Annotated in this window: 12 protein-coding genes; 5 read left to right on the top strand and 7 right to left on the bottom strand. The window is 43.1% G+C overall.

Translation table 11 applies throughout. The features are described 5' to 3' along the window. Positions 1 to 18: 18 nt before the first annotated feature. Positions 19 to 660, top strand: coding sequence for a Uma2 family endonuclease (locus tag ACQY1X_RS02665; RefSeq protein ID WP_430015357.1), 642 nt, complete (start codon positions 19 to 21; stop codon positions 658 to 660). Between the two features lie 35 nt (positions 661 to 695). Here ACQY1X_RS02665 and ACQY1X_RS02670 read toward each other — a convergent pair whose 3' ends face one another. Further along, positions 696 to 1,268 (bottom strand): Uma2 family endonuclease, encoded by a 573-nt coding sequence (locus tag ACQY1X_RS02670; protein WP_002738123.1) that lies wholly within the window; start codon positions 1,266 to 1,268, stop codon positions 696 to 698. A 209-nt stretch (positions 1,269 to 1,477) separates the two neighbouring features. Here ACQY1X_RS02670 and ileS point away from each other — a divergent pair, with 209 nt between their 5' ends. From ileS to ACQY1X_RS02685, 3 genes are all read left to right on the top strand, one after another. After that, entirely contained in the window at positions 1,478 to 4,336 is a 2,859-nt protein-coding gene (gene ileS, locus ACQY1X_RS02675; protein WP_430015358.1) for an isoleucine--tRNA ligase, read from the top strand. A gap of 84 nt (positions 4,337 to 4,420) precedes the next feature. Beyond that, a complete protein-coding gene (locus tag ACQY1X_RS02680; RefSeq protein WP_430015359.1) occupies positions 4,421 to 5,530 on the top strand; it encodes a DUF262 domain-containing protein in 1,110 nt (369 codons plus the stop codon). 484 nt (positions 5,531 to 6,014) lie between these two features. Beyond that, positions 6,015 to 6,404, top strand: a complete 390-nt coding sequence (locus ACQY1X_RS02685) for a RidA family protein (RefSeq protein WP_043997324.1) — start codon at positions 6,015 to 6,017, stop codon at positions 6,402 to 6,404. A 40-nt stretch (positions 6,405 to 6,444) separates the two neighbouring features. On the opposite strand, the gene ACQY1X_RS02690 is transcribed toward ACQY1X_RS02685, so the two are convergent. The 5 genes from ACQY1X_RS02690 to ACQY1X_RS02710 all read right to left on the bottom strand — a co-directional run bounded on the left by ACQY1X_RS02690 (position 6,445) and on the right by ACQY1X_RS02710 (position 15,653). Continuing rightward, the gene (locus ACQY1X_RS02690; protein WP_002737004.1) at positions 6,445 to 8,325 is read right to left on the bottom strand and encodes a DNA-directed RNA polymerase subunit gamma; all 1,881 of its coding nucleotides are present in this window, start codon (positions 8,323 to 8,325) and stop codon (positions 6,445 to 6,447) included. Between the two features lie 147 nt (positions 8,326 to 8,472). Then, positions 8,473 to 9,978: a WD40 repeat domain-containing protein gene (locus ACQY1X_RS02695; protein WP_430015360.1), complete on the bottom strand. Its 1,506-nt coding sequence runs from the start codon at positions 9,976 to 9,978 to the stop codon at positions 8,473 to 8,475. Between the two features lie 42 nt (positions 9,979 to 10,020). Continuing rightward, positions 10,021 to 11,601, bottom strand: a complete 1,581-nt coding sequence (locus tag ACQY1X_RS02700) for a photosystem II high light acclimation radical SAM protein (protein WP_430015361.1) — start codon at positions 11,599 to 11,601, stop codon at positions 10,021 to 10,023. Between the two features lie 78 nt (positions 11,602 to 11,679). Next, the gene (gene smc, locus ACQY1X_RS02705) at positions 11,680 to 15,210 is read right to left on the bottom strand and encodes a chromosome segregation protein SMC (protein WP_430015362.1); all 3,531 of its coding nucleotides are present in this window, start codon (positions 15,208 to 15,210) and stop codon (positions 11,680 to 11,682) included. 173 nt (positions 15,211 to 15,383) lie between these two features. Further along, positions 15,384 to 15,653, bottom strand: a complete 270-nt coding sequence (locus tag ACQY1X_RS02710; protein ID WP_002771659.1) for a YciI family protein — start codon at positions 15,651 to 15,653, stop codon at positions 15,384 to 15,386. A gap of 321 nt (positions 15,654 to 15,974) precedes the next feature. Between ACQY1X_RS02710 and ACQY1X_RS02715 the strand changes: the two genes are divergently transcribed. Beyond that, the gene (locus tag ACQY1X_RS02715) at positions 15,975 to 17,222 is read left to right on the top strand and encodes a phosphatase PAP2 family protein (RefSeq protein ID WP_430015363.1); all 1,248 of its coding nucleotides are present in this window, start codon (positions 15,975 to 15,977) and stop codon (positions 17,220 to 17,222) included. 292 nt (positions 17,223 to 17,514) lie between these two features. Here ACQY1X_RS02715 and ACQY1X_RS02720 read toward each other — a convergent pair whose 3' ends face one another. After that, on the bottom strand, positions 17,515 to 18,588 hold the full coding sequence (locus ACQY1X_RS02720) for a glycosyltransferase (protein ID WP_069474661.1): 1,074 nt from the start codon (positions 18,586 to 18,588) through the stop codon (positions 17,515 to 17,517). Between the last annotated feature and the right edge of the window lie 9 nt (positions 18,589 to 18,597).

Consider the following 18,597-nt stretch of genomic DNA (forward strand, 5'->3'; position numbering starts at 1 on the left):
TCAAGGATAATTACCAAAATGCTCCTAATTACTCTCAACGAAAATACTTTATCTTTATCTCCGGGCAGTCAAGTTATTTTTCCGCATCAGACTTGGGAAGATTACCAAAGATTGCTGAGTTTACGTCTCCAGAAAACCTATCCCAAACTCTATTTTAATCGCAAAACTCAAGAAATTCGGCTTATGTCTCCCCTACCAAGTCATGGCAATCGTGTTGATACATTAAGGGATTTAGTAAAAATTATCCTCCGTCGTCAAGGTAAAGACTGGCAATGTTTTGATCCGATTACCTTGAAAATTCCTGGAGAAGCGGGAGTAGAACCAGATACCTGTTTTTATATTGATAATAGACAGGCAATTTTAGGCAAAGAGAGAATTGATTTAACTGTTGATCCTCCTCCCGATTTAGCTATAGAAGTGGATTTTACTTCTCTGACTGATGTAGAGGCTTATCAATTGCTAAAAATCCCCGAATTGTGGGTTTATCGTCGGGAAGAATTAAAAATATATCTGTTCATAGAAGATAGTTGTCAAGAAAGCGAAAATAGTCGTCTCTTTCCCGATATAAATATCAAGAAACTTTTACCCTATTATGTAGAATTAGGCTGGAATCAAGGTTCTAGTCTTGCTTTACGTCAGTTTGAAGATTTAGAGAATTAGAGACCTAAAAGTGCGATGTCAAAAAATAATTGTAATTATATCAAACCGGGGACTTTCCGATAGATAGAAGCGATCGATCCCCGGAATCCTACACTGGTAAATTCTACCTCATCTCCCGCTTCATAGATCTGTTCTTGCCAAACTCCCGAATCCTCGCGACGGTGACATTCAATTTTGATCTGGTTTTGATGAATAAGAATGTATTCTTTTAGGGTGGGACAGGTTTGATAATCGCTAAATTTATCACCCCTATCAAAGGATTCCGTAGATTTCGATAATACTTCAATAATCAGAAGGGGATAAAGAATAAAATCATCGGTATTGTTAATCTCTCTCTCGTCACAAAGCACCGTAATATCGGGATAATAATAACAATTTGCCTCCTCTAACCGGACTTTGATATCGGAAGTGAGAACAAGACAGGGACTATCATCGAGATGGATATTCAATAAAGTGGCTAGATTTGTATTTAAGACAATATGGGGCTTTTTTGCGCCTACCATCGCATAAATCCGTCCTTTTCGGTACTCGTGCTTGATCGGACTGACTCTTTCCCCTTCTAGATACACTTCTGGAGAGACATAAAAAAAATTAGGATTCGTCACCATCGTCCCCATGCTCCCTATCCTCGAATAACTAAATTATAGCCTTTGGGAATCATCGCTCTTGGACTCAATCTCGCTAGACTTATAGATCATTGATTGTCACTTGTAATATTTGTATTACAGTTATGTGACAGAATAGAGATAACGACTCTCAAAGAGACGTTATTTAGGAATGAATCCCGAAAACGATTGATATCCATAGGTTTGCCAGAATGTCCAACGCTAAAAGTTACAAAGATACCGTTAATTTGCCTCAAACTGACTTTGATATGCGAGCAAATGCCAGCAAACGTGAGCCAGAAATCCAGAAATTCTGGCAAGATGAGCAAATATACGAGAAATTAGCGCAAAATAACCCCAAAGAATTATTTATTCTCCACGATGGTCCACCCTACGCTAACGGGTCACTGCATATCGGTCATGCTTTAAATAAAATTCTCAAAGACATTATCAATAAATATAAACTGCTGCAAGGCTACAAAGTGCGCTATGTGCCGGGTTGGGATTGTCACGGGTTGCCGATCGAACTAAAGGTTTTACAAAGTCTCAAAAGCTCGGAAAAAGAGGGTCTAACCCCTTTGAAATTACGTCAGAAAGCCCACGATTTTGCCCTTCAAACGCAAAAAGAACAGTGTGAAGGTTTCAAAAGGTATGGAGTCTGGGGAGACTGGGAAAATCCCTATTTAACCCTACAACCTGAATACGAGGCCGCTCAAATTGCCGTATTCGGAAAAATGGCCCTAAAAGGTTATATTTATCGGGGACTAAAACCGGTTCACTGGAGTCCTAGTTCTCAAACCGCTTTAGCTGAGGCAGAATTAGAATATCCCGAAGGTCACACTTCCCGCAGTGTCTATGTTGCTTTTCCAATTACGTCAGTTTCAACCCCGGTTTTAACGCCATTTTTGCCTAATTTATCCGTGGCTATCTGGACGACTACCCCCTGGACTTTACCCGGGAATTTGGCTGTCGCATTAAACCCAGAATTAAACTATTCAGTGGTGGAAACCAGCGAGTCTAATTATCTAATTGTAGCGACGGATTTAGTCGAAAAATTAGCCGACACTTTTAACAGGACTTTGACGATTAAAGCAACGGTTAAAGGTCTGGAATTAGAACATACTAAATATCGTCATCCTTTGTTTGACAGAGAAAGTGCGATTCTCATCGGTGGGGATTATGTAACCACTGATTCCGGCACCGGATTAGTTCATACTGCACCTGGCCATGGTCAGGAGGATTATATCGTCGGACAACGTTACGGTTTACCGATACTTTCTCCCGTGGATGATAAGGGAAATTTCACCGCAGAAGCGGGACAATTTGCGGGTTTAAATGTCTTGAAAGATGCTAATGAAGCAATCATTTTAGCACTGACAGAAAAGGGTGCGTTACTCAAAGAAGAAGCATATCAGCATAAATATCCCTACGATTGGAGAACCAAAAAACCGACAATTTTCCGCGCAACGGAACAATGGTTTGCTTCCGTGGAAGGATTCCGGGAATTAGCTTTAGAAGCAATTGATTCGGTGCGTTGGATTCCCGCAACGGGTAAGAATCGCATCACTTCTATGGTTAGTGAAAGAAGCGATTGGTGTATCTCTCGTCAGCGCAGTTGGGGGGTTCCTATTCCTGTTTTTTATGACGAAGAAACAAATGAACCTCTGTTAACCGAGGAGACGATTAATCACGTTCAAGCTATCTTCGCAGTCAAGGGTTCTAATGCTTGGTGGGAGTTATCCGTAGAGGAATTATTGCCTCCCAGTTATCGCGATAATGGTCGCAGTTATCGCAAGGGAATGGATACTATGGATGTGTGGTTTGATTCTGGTTCTAGTTGGAATGCGGTGGCTAATGCTCGACCAGAATTAAGTTATCCTGCGGATATGTATCTAGAAGGATCGGATCAGCATCGGGGATGGTTTCAATCGAGTTTATTAACCAGTGTGGCTGCTAATGGTATTGCTCCCTATAAAACGGTGTTAACTCACGGTTTTGTTTTGGATGAACAGGGACGAAAAATGAGTAAATCTCTGGGTAATGTCATCGATCCCAATGTGATCATTAATGGTGGTAAAGACCAGAAAAAAGAACCTGCTTATGGGGTAGATGTGATTCGGTTATGGGTGTCCTCGGTGGACTATACCAATGATGTGAATATCGGTCAAAATATTCTTAAACAGTTGGTAGATATCCGTAATAAAATCCGTAACACTGCCAGGTTTTTACTGGGGAGTTTAAATGATTTTGATCCCGTTAAGTATGCGGTAGCTTATGAAGAGCTACCGGAGATTGATCGCTATATGTTACATCGTATCTCGGAGGTGTTTACGGAAGTTACGGCAGCTTTTGAAAGTTTCCAATTTTTCCGCTTTTTCCAGACGGTACAGAATTTTTGTGTTGTCGATTTATCTAACTTTTATATCGACATCGCTAAGGATCGTTTATACATTTCTGATCCTAATTCTTTCCGTCGTCGCAGTTGTCAAACAGTTTATGCTATTGCTTTAGAAAATCTTGCTAAAGCGATCGCTCCTGTCCTGTCTCATCTAGCGGAAGATATCTGGCAATTTCTCCCCTACAAAACTCCTTATTTATCGGTATTTGAGTCAGGATGGCTAAACATCGATCCTGCTTGGAATAATCGCGAATTGGCCGATAAATGGGCCAAATTCCGGCAGCTACGCACCGAAGTTAATAAGGTGATGGAAACTGCCAGAAATGATAAGGCGATCGGTGCTTCTTTAGAGGCAAAAGTTTTACTTTATGTTCACGATGAAACCTTACAACAGGAGTTAGAATTATTCAACAATTGTGATAGTTTAACGGGGAATAAAGTCGATGAATTGCGTTATCTATTTCTCTCTTCTCAGGTGGAATTAGTTAGTGATATTAGCGCGATTCAAACCGCAGAATATAAAGGAGAATCCGACTTTGTTTCGGTGGGAATTGTCAAAGCAGACGGCGAAAAATGCGATCGCTGTTGGAATTATTCCACTCAAGTGGGAAAATTTGCCGATGATCCCACTATTTGCGAGCGCTGTAATGCCGCTTTAAAAGGAGAGTTCTAAGCTAAATTAAAAGGGTGCTTTATTGTCGAATAAAGTACCCTTTTAACTGTGAAAATTTTATAGATATTAGGACGGATAAAAATTATGGTTAATTATCTCAGTCAAGAAGAGAAATTACTAGCAGCCGAAGAAGAAAAGTATCTAGAGGAAGAAGATGATGTGGATTTTCCTCCTGCGGATATTATTGCTTACAATGAGCAGCGATCCTGCTCTGATCTAGTTAGAATGTATCAAAAAAAACAATTGGTTATCGATCCAGATTTTCAAAGAGATGTGGTATGGACTGATCCACAACAAACTCGTTTTATTGATAGTTTAATGAAACAGTTACCGATTCCTAGTATGTGTATTAGTCTTGACTATAAGACAGATAAACGCTATATCATCGATGGATTACAACGAATTAGTACCATCGTCAAATTTTTAACTACTGAAAATTGGAGGCTATCAAAATTAGCTGATGTAGATTCGTCTATTTCTGGAAAAACAGTTGAGGAAATAAAAACTCAGCATGAAGAATTATATGAACGCGTAGAAAATATGACTATTCCCATCACCATGATTCGCTATGACTCCAGCAAAAAAACTCATAATAATTATATTTTTAACATTTTCCATCGCTTAAATACCGGTGGAGTAAAACTCAATAATCAGGAGATCAGAAATTGTATCTATAATGGCGAGTTTAATACTTTTTTAAAAGAATGCGCTCAATATGAAAACTGGCTTTTGCTGATGGATCGAAAGCAGAAAAAAGCATCTCGGTTTGAAGATGAAGAATTAGTGCTTCGTTTCTTTGCTTTTTATGATGGATACCAGAACTACAAGGGGAAATTGACCAGATTTTTAAATGATTATATGTATAAACATAGATTGGCTCATGAAGATTTTATTCAAGATAAAGATAAATTATTTAAGCAAACTGTTGACTTAATTTATGATAGAATCTTCAAAGAGGAACCTCTCAAAACCAGTAAAGTTATTGCTGAGGGAATTTTGTTAGGAGTTGCCAAAAATTTAGATACTTTAGTCAATCTCTCCAATGGTGAATTACAAGACAAGTATTCTAGATTAATAAAATCTGAACCATTTTTGACTAAAAATTTAGCTAGTGGTATTTATCAAAAAGATAAGGCTTTAGAGAGAATTAATACATCTATCAAAATTTTTTCATCTACTGGTAATGATTACTAAAGATTATTTACTCAAGACGTTAAACTGGCTTGATCAACTCTATAATGACCCTACAGCTGATAATCAAAAAACTTCTTCTTATTCCAAACTAGCTCTTATAGAATTATGTGGCTGGATCGAGGAAACTATGGATGATATAGTTTTAAGATGTGCTAAACGATGCTTAAAGTCCGAAGCTAACAAAAAATTCATCGATAAGACTATTAGTGGTACTCATAGTTTTGAATATGAACCTTTTAGAAAAATGTTGATGATGGTTATTGGTTTAGCAACATTAGAAAAAATCGAAAAAAAGTTAGAAAAAACTGGTAAAATTAGTGCTTTAAAAGGTTATCTTGGTAATCTAAAAGATAGTCGCAATCGAGCGGCTCATACTCATACTAAAGGTACTTTGAGAACTTATGACGCTCCTTCTAAAACTAAACCTGATTTTGATAAAATATATGGTTTGTTAAAAGAGTTAGATGCAGAATTGCAACGTCATATGAATAATCAGGTCATCCGTACTGATAAAGCTCCGGCCCCTGTGGGTCCCTATAATCAAGCGATCGCCGCTCCTGGTCCTTTTCTCTTTGTTGCGGGACAAATTCCCCTAGATCCCGTCACGGGTGAAATCGTCTCCGGGGAAATTAGCGCCCAAACCGAACAAGTTATGGCTAATATAGAGGGCATTTTAACCGCTGCTGGGGCTAATTGGTCAAATGTGGTGAAAACTACCGTCTTTCTCTCGGATTTAGCCAATTTTGGGGCGATGAATCAAGTTTATGCCCGTTATTTCCCCCCGGAAACTGCCCCGGCCCGGGCCTGTGTGGAGGTGGCCCGTCTTCCCAAAGATGTGCTAGTGGAAATAGAATGTATTGCCGCTTTAGCCTAAAAATTAAGGTGGGCAATGCCCACCCTAACCTAATCTCTCTCTAGACCACCAAAGCCTCTAGAATCGTCTTATTGTAGATAATTCGCCCTACAGTAGTACGCACATACTGAGAAATTATCTCACCATCCTTCTCCCGGGTTTTGCGCTCCCGATAATATTTCCAGATGCTGCCATCGGGGAGAGTTTCCGTTTCCAGGACTTCCTCATCGGGTTTATTGGTTTTCACCTTTTCTCCCACTGGTAAACGCAACCACACAGAAGCGTGCAGATCCACCAATCCCTGATCAAAAGAGCGAATAGCGTCATCCATGCTGGCGAAATAACGACCCCCACCCTTTTGGGCCTTGGGATTTTCGGCCGTGAGATAATAACAACCCAAAACCATATCCTGAGAAGGGGCAACAATCGGGCGACCGGTCGCCGGTGAGAGAATATTATGACAGGCCAACATCAATAAGCGCGCTTCCGATTGTGCCTCCAGGGAGAGGGGAATATGTACGGCCATTTGGTCCCCGTCAAAGTCGGCGTTAAAAGCGGGACAGACGAGGGGATGTAACTGAATCGCCCGGCCCTCCACCAATATCGGTTCAAACGCTTGAATGCCCAAACGGTGCAGGGTAGGAGCGCGGTTTAACATCACCGGGTGTCCCGTGATCACTTCATCCAAGACGTGCCAAACATTGGCATCCCCCCGTTGGATCATTTTCTTGGCTGCCTTGATATTATTGACGATGCCTAATTTAATTAAACGATGAATAACGAAGGGTTGGAACAATTCGATCGCCATTTCCCGGGGTAAACCGCATTGATAGATCTTCAATTTCGGACCGACAACGATAACCGAACGTCCGGAATAGTCCACCCGTTTGCCGAGGAGATTTTGACGGAAACGCCCCTGTTTACCCTCGATAATATCCGATAAAGACTTCAGGGCGCGATTATTGGCTCCCACCACCGTGCGACCGCGACGACCGTTATCAATTAAAGCATCGACGGCCTCCTGTAACATCCGTTTTTCGTTGCGGACGATAATTTCCGGGGCGAGAATTTCTTGCAGACGGGATAAACGGTTATTGCGGTTAATCACCCGACGGTAGAGATCGTTCAGGTCAGAGGTGGCAAAACGGCCGCCGTCCAACTGCACCATCGGGCGTAAATCGGGAGGAATCACGGGAATTACGCTTAAAACCATCCATTCTGCCTGAGAACCCGTGGCGATAAAGTTATCGATTACCCGGAGACGTTTAATTAATTTTGCCCGTTTTTGCCCTTTACTTTCGACAATTTCCGTCCGCAGTCTTTCCGCTTCTTCTTCCAGGTTAATTTCCTGTAAGAGTCTTTGGATAGCCTCGGCCCCGATACCCACTTCAATGCCGACTAATTCCGAGTCCTCCGCGTAGATTTCTTCTTCGATCTCTAACCATTGATCTTCGCTGAGGAGTTGTTTATAACTAAGATTGCCGGCATTACCCGGATCGAGAACCACATAGGCATTAAAATAGACGATTTGCTCCACGTCCCGCAGGGGCATATCGAGCAGGATACTGAGATAACTGGGAATACCTTTGAGATACCAAACGTGGGTGACGGGGGCAGCTAATTTGATAAAACCCATGCGATGACGACGTACCCGCGACTCGGTGACTTCTACCCCGCAACGTTCACAGACAATTCCCCGGTGACGGACTCGTTTGTATTTACCGCACCAACATTCCCAGTCCTTGGAGGGTCCAAAAATTTTCTCGCAGAATAACCCATCCATTTCCGGTTTGAGAGTCCGATAGTTGATCGTTTCTGGTTTGGTTACTTCTCCGACGACTTGACCGTTAGGTAGGGTTCTTTCTCCCCATTGCCGAATTCTCTCGGGGGACGCTAAACCGATTTTGACGTAATCAAATCTTTGATCTGTTGGAGTCTTCATTCTGAATTTTTTACTATGGGTAATGATTCTGGGTTGACAACTATTAGGCAGAAACGACGGTTAACTCAGTCACTTTTTCTTGGGGTCAAACTGGCCCGATCGAGTCCGGGACACTACATTATACAATTTTTCTAGTTCGATCGACCATTAAGTGATATTTTCCCAGATGGTTATGCTGCCGTCGGCCGCGGCCGCCGCTAGGTGACAATAATCGGGGCTGAGAACTAAACTGGAGATCGGCGATGATCGCTCATTGGTGGCGCTGAGAGTTGCGATCGCCTGTTGAGAATTGGCTAACCAGATTTTAATTTCTCCGTCGGTTCCCCCGGTAAATAACCACTGACCCTCCTCTGCAAATACCAAGCTTGTCACCTGACCATTATGGGCATTAATCACCCGAATTGGCGCAAAATGACCGCTTTTCTCCTGGTCGTATTGCCAGATTTTCACCGTCCCATCCACACAACCGGCGGCAATAATCTGACTATCAGCAGCGATCGCCAGACTCTGCACCGAAGAAACGTTACCAGATAGGACGGCGATTTTTGCTCCCGATCCCAATTGCCAGAGGGTGACAGTGCCATCACCCCCAGCTGCGGCGATAAAATCTTGATTAGGAGCCACTGCTAGGGCATAAATTGCCCCCAGACTGTCATAGGAGCTAAATTCTTCGTTTTCCTGCTCTAAATTCCACTGTTTTAGGGTTTGATCGTAACTACCACTAACCAAAAAATGCCAACGGGGGGCAAAATCTAGGCCGTGAATCGAACCGAGATGACCGAGGAAAATTTGATTTAATTCCAGATTACTGCCATCCCTGGCTAAAGTCCATAATTTAACGGTTTGATCGAATCCCCCCGTCGCTAGATGATAATCGCCGTTTCCGGTCACTGCTAGGGCTAAAATGCCCTGATCATGAGCTTCCACCGTATTAATCAGGGTTCCTCTCGCAAAATCCCAGATTTTTAGGGTACGATCCCAACTAACGCTAATTAAAAACCTTTGATTTTCGGTAATTGCGATCGCTGTAATCATTTCCCGATGGGCGCTCAGACGGCGATAATAATGCCAATGGGGGACAGGGGGGGAAGTGGGAGTTAAATTAAGGGCAGGTAGGGTGATTTGTGGCTCATTTTCCGCTTTTATGGCGTTAATATCTGCTGATTCTTCCTTAAGCGGCAAAATCTCTCTTTGTAAGCGACTGTAGGATTTTTCCAGATGTTCGATGCGTTCCAGCAGCCCGTTACGGTTGATGTATTGAATAATTTGATTGTAGGACTGTTCGAGGGCGAGAATATTCTCCTCTAATTCTGCGATGGCACTGGCGTTATCCCTGGCCACTGCGGGACTGAGGGACTGTATTTGTGCTGATAAAGCTTCTTTTTCTTCTTCCCACTGCTCCTGTAAATGACCGGTCATTTCAGTTAAGCGTTGACGTTGCAGGGTTCTTTCTCGGAGACGATTGAGAATATTCAACCCGAAAGTCACGACTAGGAGGAACAAAGGCAAAAACCCCGCACCCATGGCGATAAGGGTAAGCAGGGTTAATCCTAGGGCGATATATTCCGCTAATTCTAGCCCATGGAGGCGATGGTCGGTCATTTTGCAGTTACCGGTAAAGGGATTTTGATCATCTCCTGATTTCAGACTCATGGTAACGCTAATTGCCGCCTTAGGATTGACTAAAATTAATTTTTAAGCAGGAGTTAAGACTTTTTTCTTAGTTTCTATCGGTGCGGTTAAAGCGGATTCTAAATCGGCCTTCCCTAGTCTTGCTTCCAAAATTTTCAGCACTTCCCGTCCAAAATCATCGGGATTTTGTCGCCATGCTTGCAGACAAACTTCGCCAAAGAATGACCCCAAAGGTTCGGGATTCCAGAGCAGTTTTTTGGCTGTCCAGGGCATTAAACTCATGGGATCATAGTCGGGTTTAATAATTTCCTTTTTGAAGGCGTATTCTTCTAGATGGGTGTGGGGTTGTAGTCCGATAAAAAAGATGGCTGGTTCCACTTTATCGACTCCAAAAATATTTTCTAATTCCCGATGATAGGTGATAGTTTGACGAATAGTTTCTAGGGTTTCATCAATAACATTAAAGGAATAATTTACCGAAACTATATCATTAAAACCTGCCGCTTTTAAGTCTCGACAATTTTGCAGAACTGTCCGCAAATTATAGCCCATACGCATTTTTCGGACTAATTCCTGAGAACCACTGGTGATGCCGATTTCAAAGTAGTTCATGCCTGTTTTTACCATTAAATCGCACAGTTTTGGGGTAAGATTATCGGCGCGAATATAGGCAGCCCAATGGATATCTTTCATCCCATCGGCGAGGATTTTTTCTAATAGTTCTTCTACATCGTTGATAAATTTTCTGGTGGGGATAAATTGGGCATCGGTAAACCAAAAATTGCGAATGCCGCGGTCGTATAATTGGCGCATTTCCTTAACTACTTCATCGGCGGGATTAATGCGTACTTGTTTCCCTTCGACGACGGTATAGATGCAGTAGCAGCAGTTATGGGGACAGCCGCGCTTGGTTTGTACCCCGATATAAAAGTCGTTTTCTTGGAAATAGTAGGAAAATTCCGGCCAAATACCGGCGATGTAATCGTAGTTACAAGCGGATTTTTCTAAGGGGGTGGGGGATTCGTGGATTAAACGCGGCCGGGGTGTGGTTTCTCCGACCACATAACAACGTTCATCGCTAAAGTCCCGGCCGGAGAGGAATTTTTCTAGCAGGGTTTCCCCTTCTCCCACTGATACAATTGTTCCTGTGGGCAGTTTGGTTTTTAGTTGTTCGTAGAAAACACTGACGGCACCACCCCCGACGATAACTCGCGCTTCGGGATGGTATTTTCTGGCCCGCTGCAACCCTCGGCGAATTAGTCCCTGATTCCGCCATAATTCCCCGTAGTAGGCTGTTGTCACCTTTAAACCCCCTAAAGCACCTCGCAGCTTGATTAGGGGGTTTTTAGCGTAGTAAAATTCAAAGGCGTTTTGTAGGGGATTACCACCGCGACCACCGACGGGGGCATATATTTGAATATCCCGCCAGGAGAATACTAGCAGGGTGGGCTGAAATTCGTCAACACAGCGATCGAGTGCCTGGTTAAAGTCTAAGGGGGGGACGGTGCCAAGGTCAAAGATCCTTTGTTCGATGTCGGGGAAGAGTTTATGAACGTGGTCGGAAAGATAAACCACACCGATGGGGAAAATGGGGTTACAGGGGAGTCTAACGTAGAGGATGCGTTGTGCTTGCGGTTGAGTCATGAGATTTCTGAATGGGACGGGGACGCATTCTGAGTAATCTTAATATAACTTAACTTTGCTGGGCTTGTCTGGGAGAGGTTAAACTTTAATTCCTAGTACCTGTGTATGGGTTCCCCGTGCTTGGGTGACACCGATGGTTCTTTCCGATGCTTCAATCATCGGCCGACGCAAACTAACAACAATAAATTGCGCTTGTTGTGCTTGTTTTTGAATCATTTTGGCCAATTTCTCCACATTTGCCCCATCTAAAAACATATCCACTTCATCAAAGGCATAAAAGGGAGAAGGACGATATCTTTGTAGGGAAAAAATAAAGCTTAAAGCGGTTAAAGATTTCTCCCCCCCAGACATGGAACTTAATCGCTGTACGGGTTTTCCTTTCGGATGGGCCACCAGATTTAAGCCACCATTAAAGGGGTCATTTTCGTCTTCTAGTTGTAAGTAACCGTCGCCATCGGACAGGGTGGCAAATATACTCTTAAAGTTTTCGTTAACGGCAGTAAATGCTTCCTGAAAAGCATTAAATCTGAGGGTGGTAAAGTTTTCTATGCGTAAAAGTAGTTCGGTTCTTTCTCCCTCTAGAGTTTGCAGTTTTTCTGATAGTTCATCTAATCTCTCTTTGGTTTTTTGGTGTTCTTCTAAAGCTAACATATTCACAGGTTCTAAAGCTGCTAATTTCTTTTGTAACTGCCGAATATCGCTTTGAATTTTCTCGAAATCTCGCTCGCTTTCAGGAATTTCAGGCAAGGGATTGGGTAAGTCGCTTTCTAGTTGACTAATTTCTGTCTGTAAAGTGGTTAGTAATGCTCGTCTTTCCTCTTGATTGTTGACTAACTTCTCCGATTGCCAGATAGCCTGTTGTTGCTGGTTTTGTTGTTGTCGCAAAACTGTCTCTAATTGGTCTCTTTTTTGCTTGGTTTCCCCTAGTTGTCGGGATAATTGCTGTAAAGCTTGATTGATTTCTAAAATATGGTGATCAAGTTTTTCTATCTCCAGATTACCGATATTTCTCTGATTAACTGCATCGGTAATTATTTTCTCAATCTCAATAATTCTATCCCCAGACTCTTGACTTTTTTCCTCTAGTCTGATCTGTTGACTTTGTAAATCTTTTAACTGTTCGCGGACTGTAGCGAGGTGATTTTCTTGGGTTTGTAACTCTAATTCTTGAGCGCGAATTATTCCCTGTACCTGTTGCCATTCGCTATGGGTATGATTGGCCTCTAAAGCAGTTAATTTCTCCTGTTCTTGCTGTAAAGATAACTCTAACTCAGGAATTTCTCTGGTTAATACCTCTAACCGTTGACGAGAAATAGTAATTTCCTCTTGCTGTCCCGATAATTGACGGGTTAAATCCTCTTTTTCTGTGGTTAAACGTTGTAAATCCTTGCTTAATTGTTGTAGAGATAATTGATTTTCCCGATGACTTTGACGGGTTTCGGTTAACTGTTGGGTTAACTGACTGATAAGATTATTAACTTGAGTAATTTTTTCTTCGTTGCGGGTAAGAATGCGATCGATTTCTGCTAATCTTTCCCGTAGAGATTCCGCTTCACTAGACTCCTTCGGAGAAATTTTACCAAAACGCAGCCCCGATCGCGTCGGTTGGCTGCCTCCGGTCATAGCGCCAGTCATCTCTAATAACTCGCCATCCAAAGTAACGATGCGATATTGATTGATATAATAACGGGCAGAATCTATATCCTCGAAAACCACCGTACTGCCAAAAATATAGTTAAAAACCTCCCGATACTGGGATTGAAACTTAACTAAATTCACCGCTAAATCCAGATAACCCCGCGCGTGACGCAGAGAGGAAATATCCTGGGGACGGGGAGGACGAATTTTATTCAGGGGTAAAAAAGTGGCCCTACCGATGCGACGCTGTTTTAGTAAGGCAATTCCGGCAGCCGCAACGCTATCATCTTGGACGACTACATGACCTAAACGACCTCCGGCGGCGATTTCCAGAGCAATTTGATAACGTTCTTCTACTTCGCCCAATTGTGCCACTAATCCGCAGATTCCGGGCAAATCTGACTGTAATAATATTTGAGTGGCATAGGTTCCCTGGGCCTCCTGTTGCGCTTGCTTAGTCGCTTCCAGTTTATCTAATTCCCTCTGTTTGTCCCGTTGTTCCTTGAGCAGACGTTTTTGGGTGTCCTGACTGATAACGCGATTTTGTTCAGCAATGGTGAGTTTTTGGGCTAAATTTTGGATATCTGGTTCCGATTGATTAATTTTTTGTAATATTTCTTGACTTTCTTCTGTTTTTGTGCTAATAACTTGCTCTAATTCTTGCAGACGTTGACCAGCTTCTACTATATTAGTTTGCAATCGATCGCATCTTTCGGTCAATTGGGCCCGTTGGCTACGGTAGGGGTTTAATTGTTCCTGAAGACGGGTAATATTGCGGGAAAGGTCACTTTGTTCTTTTACCCAAGCTTCTGACGCTTCCGCGAGACTACTTGCTTGCAGACGATAGTTTTCTAGGGTTTCCCTTGCGGTTTGGGTTGTCCGTAGGAGATTGGGTAAAATTTCAGTTTCTAAACGGCTTTTTTGGGCAGTAATCTGATTTAATTCGAGATTGTAGCGATTAATTTCCTCTAAAAGTCTGTTTTTCTGTGCCTGAGATTCTTTTTCGAGGTTTTCTAACTCTTTTTGTCGTTGTTGCTGTTGTTGTCGTTTGGCCTGTTGACTCGCTAATCGGGAAGTCAGGGACAGGTGTTCATCTTCCCCAAAAGCTTTAACCTGTTGATTGAGTTTCTCTAATTCTTGACTATTTTGGGCGATTTGTTGGGATAAATTGGCGATAGTTTCCGTTAAAACCTGTTTTTCCCTTTCCCCAGCTTGAATTTGTCCTTGTACTTGCTGGCAGCGCTGCTGGAGATTTTGCCAATGGAGGACAATTTCCCATTGTTGCTTTTCTTGGACTTGGGCCTTGAGTTTTTGGTATTTTTCGGCTTTAATGCGATCGAGTGCTAATTTCTCCAGAGATTTTTGCAATTCTGTGGCAATAATTTGGCAGCGTTCTTCTCTTTCTTTAACCGAATCGATATTCTCCTTAGTTTTCTCAATTTTGCGGTCAAATTCGGCTACTCCTGCCAATTCGTCGATAATTTCCCGTCTTTCCTTGGCATTCATGCTGATAATTCGGGTTACGTCCCCCTGTAACACCACGTTATACCCTTCGGGATAGATGCGTAAACGGTTTAATTGGTCGTGAAGTTCGCTAACCGTACAGGTTTCCCCATTGATATAGTAGGTAGAAGTATAGCTGCCACCCTTAGCCACTTTTAAGCGTCGGGAAACCGTCCAATCCCTATCGGTTGCGTCAGGAATATCGGCAATATCAAAAGTCACCGAAACACTCGCTTCTGAGCTATGACGTTGACTGTTATAGCTGTGATTGACTAAATCCGGTAATCTTTCGGCCCGCATTCCCTTGGAAGTAGCTAATCCCAAGCAAAATAGCAATGCGTCGAGAATATTCGACTTTCCCGAACCATTTGGACCGGAAACCACCGTAAACCCCGGTAAAAAGGGGATGGGAGTCGTTCCCCCGAAGGATTTGAAGTGTGAGAGTTCGACCTTTTTGATGTAAACCATGGCAATAAGCAAAAAGTAGGCAAGCTATCAGCTGTCAGCTGGAATCGATAAGGGATAACTCCGGTTTATCCTTGACAATATCCTCAGACTTGACCGGAGATGAGTTTGATTAGTTGCGTAGTTGGAAAATTTTATGACAACACCCTTATAGAAAAATATAGCTGATAGCCCCCTTAGATGGCTTGAATCCATTCCTTGACTTGGTACTCTGTCCAGATGCCATTTTGCCAGTAGGGATCCGCTTCGATTAATTCTCGCACTTCCGACTCGCTGGCTGCCTGATAAATTGCGAAAACTTGGCTTAAATCTGCCGTTGGTCCGATAGTAATGAGAATTCCCCGTTCTTTCTGTTGATTTAATCCCTCTAGATGCGCTTGACGATAGGGTGCGCGTTTTTCCAGCACATTTTCACAATAACTACCCCAGACAACAAATTTCGGCATATTTGACCTGTACTCTCTTGATCTGTTGCTATTCTACGATCGAATCGTCAATCAGACTAAATCGCTATAGAAAAGTGGCAAGTGGCAGGTTTTTCGGTTATCAGTAAACAGTCATCAGTGAACTGAACAGTCAAATCTGATAAGTAATAACTGCAATAGTTAATTTTTGTAAAAAGTAGTTGACAAATTGCCAGTGCTTTAAAGTGGGATTTACGTCACTTAACTTCTTGTTAATAGCCTAAACTTCTATGGTTACTATTGAAATTATTCAATAGACTGGGGCTGTTAAGTCAAAGTTGCGATATTAAAGGAGGTAACGATATGAACGTAATTATCGAGTGGAATGACGTTTTTTTAGAAACTATTCGGAAAATTGGTGGCGGTCCGACACCGATTGCCCGGGCGGGGGCGATGTTACAGGTGGCGATGTTTAACGCCATTAATGCCCTTTCGGGGAATTTATACAGTCCCTATCCTAGCAATTTAAAGTTAAAGCCTGATCCCGGTACTTCTCCTGAAATAGCGGCGGTTTATGCGGCCCATCGTATTCTTAGCCGGATTTATGTCAATCTGACCATGACTTTTAATACTGCTTTGGATACATCCCTGCAAAGATTAAACGTGGTTAAGATGTCCGATGCCGATACCAAAGGTAAAACCTTTGGGCAGGCCGTGGCCGATTCCATTCTCACCCTGCGTCAGAATGACGGTTCTGACCAACCTCCCCTGTATAAACCGGGTAATCAGCCGGGGGATTGGCGACCGACAGGATCCGGGGATGCGGTTGCCCCCCAATGGCCGGACGTGACTCCCTTTGTCATGACTTCTGGGAGTCAATTTCGGGCGCCCTTTCCGGGTAACTATGCTAATAAAATCGACCTTCTCCGTAGTCCTGAATATGCAGCCCAGTTTAACGAAGTCAAACTGTTAGGGGCGGCCAATTCCTCTGCGCGTACTGCTGCACAGACTAGAATTGCCTTTTTCTGGGCGAATGATGTGGATGGAACCTATAAACCCCCCGGCCATCTGTTCCGCATTACCCAAATTGTTGCCCAACAAAGAAATTTATCTCTACTGGAAACAGCGCGTTTATTTGCCCTAGTGGGTTTAGTCATGGGTGATGCCGCTATTGTCGCGTGGGATGCTAAGTACCGGCTGCCGATTAATCTCTGGCGACCGGAAACAGCGATCCGTCTGGCCGATCAAGATGGTAATCTTTTAACCGAAGCTGATCCCAATTGGCAACCCCTATCAATTAATACCGCCGGTCAGCGTTTTAGTCCCGCTTTCCCTGCCTATGTTTCTGGTCATGCCACTTTTGGGGCGGCCCACGCTGGGATTATGCGTAATTTCTTTGGTACTGATAACGTCACTTTTACTGCCGACACGGACGATCCTAACGCCGAGGGGATTAAACGCACCTATAATAGTTTTAGTTCGGCGGCTTTGGAAAATGGTCGCAGCCGTGTTTATCTGGGAGTTCACTTCCAATGGGACGGTGACCACGGTTTCTGGTCGGGTACACAGTTGGCTGATTTTGTCTATGCCAGAGTTTTACAGAGAGTTTAGGTAGAGTAATCGATAAACTACGCCTACCCATTAGTTTGAGGTAGGCGTTTTTGGCTCTTCTAGGTTCTGTGTGATAAGTTTAATACCAATTCTCCAAAGTCTGACTACAGAAGTTTAATCCCCCTAAATCCCCCTTAAAAAGGGTGACTTAAATTCGATGTGTAGTTTTCATTTAGAGAAATGGTATAACTTATCATAGGATCGATCAATCTTTGTGTTCTTTGTGTCTCTGTGGTTGATCCCGAACCCTTCTGGGATAAAGATTTAACCAGACTAAACCAAGAGAGCCTATTTATTTTTGACTGCGAGCAAAAATTTCTTCAAACCAATTAATAGCTCGATTTCCTAAAGCTTCTAGGGAATATTTTTGCTCCACTACTGCACGACAAGAATATCGATCGATCCGGTCTAAATTTTTAATTCCCGTAACTAATCCCTCGATACTATCGGGTTCAACTAAAAAACCAGTTTTTCCATCTTCAATAATTTCTACCGGACCACCACGACCATAGGCAACTACGGGAACACCACAGGCCAAAGCTTCAATAGCTCCGTTACCAAAAGCCTCAACCCAGCGCGGGGTCATCAACAGGCCAAAACAGTCCCCTAGCTCTTTTTGTAGGCTCCTGGTGGGCAAAAACCCACGATAATCGACTAAATCGAAACTATAGTTATCCTGTAAATTTTGCCAGTAGAGAGGATCGGAAATATGACCGAAAACGCGTAAAGGTACGCCCAACTGTTGACAAGCGGCGATCGCATCTTCTAGAGCTTTTTCCGGGGCAATCCGTCCCACCCAGGCCAGAGAGGGGGACGGATTGGCCCGAAACTGATACAAAGATACGTCTAAACCATTAGCCAAACAGCGATAGGGGGGAGATATTGAGAAAGTTTCTGCTTGGACGACGGTGTGAAAAGCGAGTAAATGGGGAAAACTGCGGTAGGTTTTTTGAATAATATGATCCATCGCCAAAGAAACGGAAGCCATGCTGACTAAATGGGCGACGGGAGTAGCAAAAAAAGGAGTGAGATAAAAAGGGAGCCAATCGTAGGCAAAATTAACAATTAAATCGTACTCATTTTGTACCTGTTGGGCGTAGTGCCACATATTGGCCAAAACGGCATTTTCGGGCATTAAAATCGGGGCTTCCCTGCCTTGACTTTGGGCGGAAATCTGGGCATTTCCTGCTATAGTAATCAAGGGGATATCATGCAATTGCGAGGCTTCTGGAGCCACTACCCGCACCGCGTACCCTTGCTTATTTAGAGTGCGAGCGAGATTATAAATAGTTAGTTCTACGCCACCGCCGTCCCCCGATCCCAAAAATCCCACGGGGGTGGAGATAAATAACAGTTTTCGACTCAATTTTGCACC

The sequence above is a fragment of the Microcystis protocystis FBCC-A270 genome, from assembly GCF_050500235.1.
GTDB classification, from domain to species: domain Bacteria; phylum Cyanobacteriota; class Cyanobacteriia; order Cyanobacteriales; family Microcystaceae; genus Microcystis; species Microcystis ichthyoblabe_A.

Bases quoted from the DNA above. Each gene is read 5' to 3' on its own strand.
- ACQY1X_RS02710 (WP_002771659.1), bottom strand. From the start codon at position 15,653: ATGCCGAAATTTGTTGTCTGGGGTAGTTATTGTGAAAATGTGCTGGAA.
- ileS (WP_430015358.1), top strand. From the start codon at position 1,478: ATGTCCAACGCTAAAAGTTACAAAGATACCGTTAATTTGCCTCAAACT.
- ACQY1X_RS02700 (WP_430015361.1), bottom strand. From the start codon at position 11,601: ATGACTCAACCGCAAGCACAACGCATCCTCTACGTTAGACTCCCCTGT.
- ACQY1X_RS02680 (WP_430015359.1), top strand. From the start codon at position 4,421: ATGGTTAATTATCTCAGTCAAGAAGAGAAATTACTAGCAGCCGAAGAA.
- ACQY1X_RS02715 (WP_430015363.1), top strand. From the start codon at position 15,975: ATGAACGTAATTATCGAGTGGAATGACGTTTTTTTAGAAACTATTCGG.
- ACQY1X_RS02670 (WP_002738123.1), bottom strand. From the start codon at position 1,268: ATGGTGACGAATCCTAATTTTTTTTATGTCTCTCCAGAAGTGTATCTA.
- ACQY1X_RS02690 (WP_002737004.1), bottom strand. From the start codon at position 8,325: ATGAAGACTCCAACAGATCAAAGATTTGATTACGTCAAAATCGGTTTA.
- smc (WP_430015362.1), bottom strand. From the start codon at position 15,210: ATGGTTTACATCAAAAAGGTCGAACTCTCACACTTCAAATCCTTCGGG.
- ACQY1X_RS02665 (WP_430015357.1), top strand. From the start codon at position 19: ATGCTCCTAATTACTCTCAACGAAAATACTTTATCTTTATCTCCGGGC.
- ACQY1X_RS02685 (WP_043997324.1), top strand. From the start codon at position 6,015: ATGAATAATCAGGTCATCCGTACTGATAAAGCTCCGGCCCCTGTGGGT.
- ACQY1X_RS02695 (WP_430015360.1), bottom strand. From the start codon at position 9,978: ATGAGTCTGAAATCAGGAGATGATCAAAATCCCTTTACCGGTAACTGC.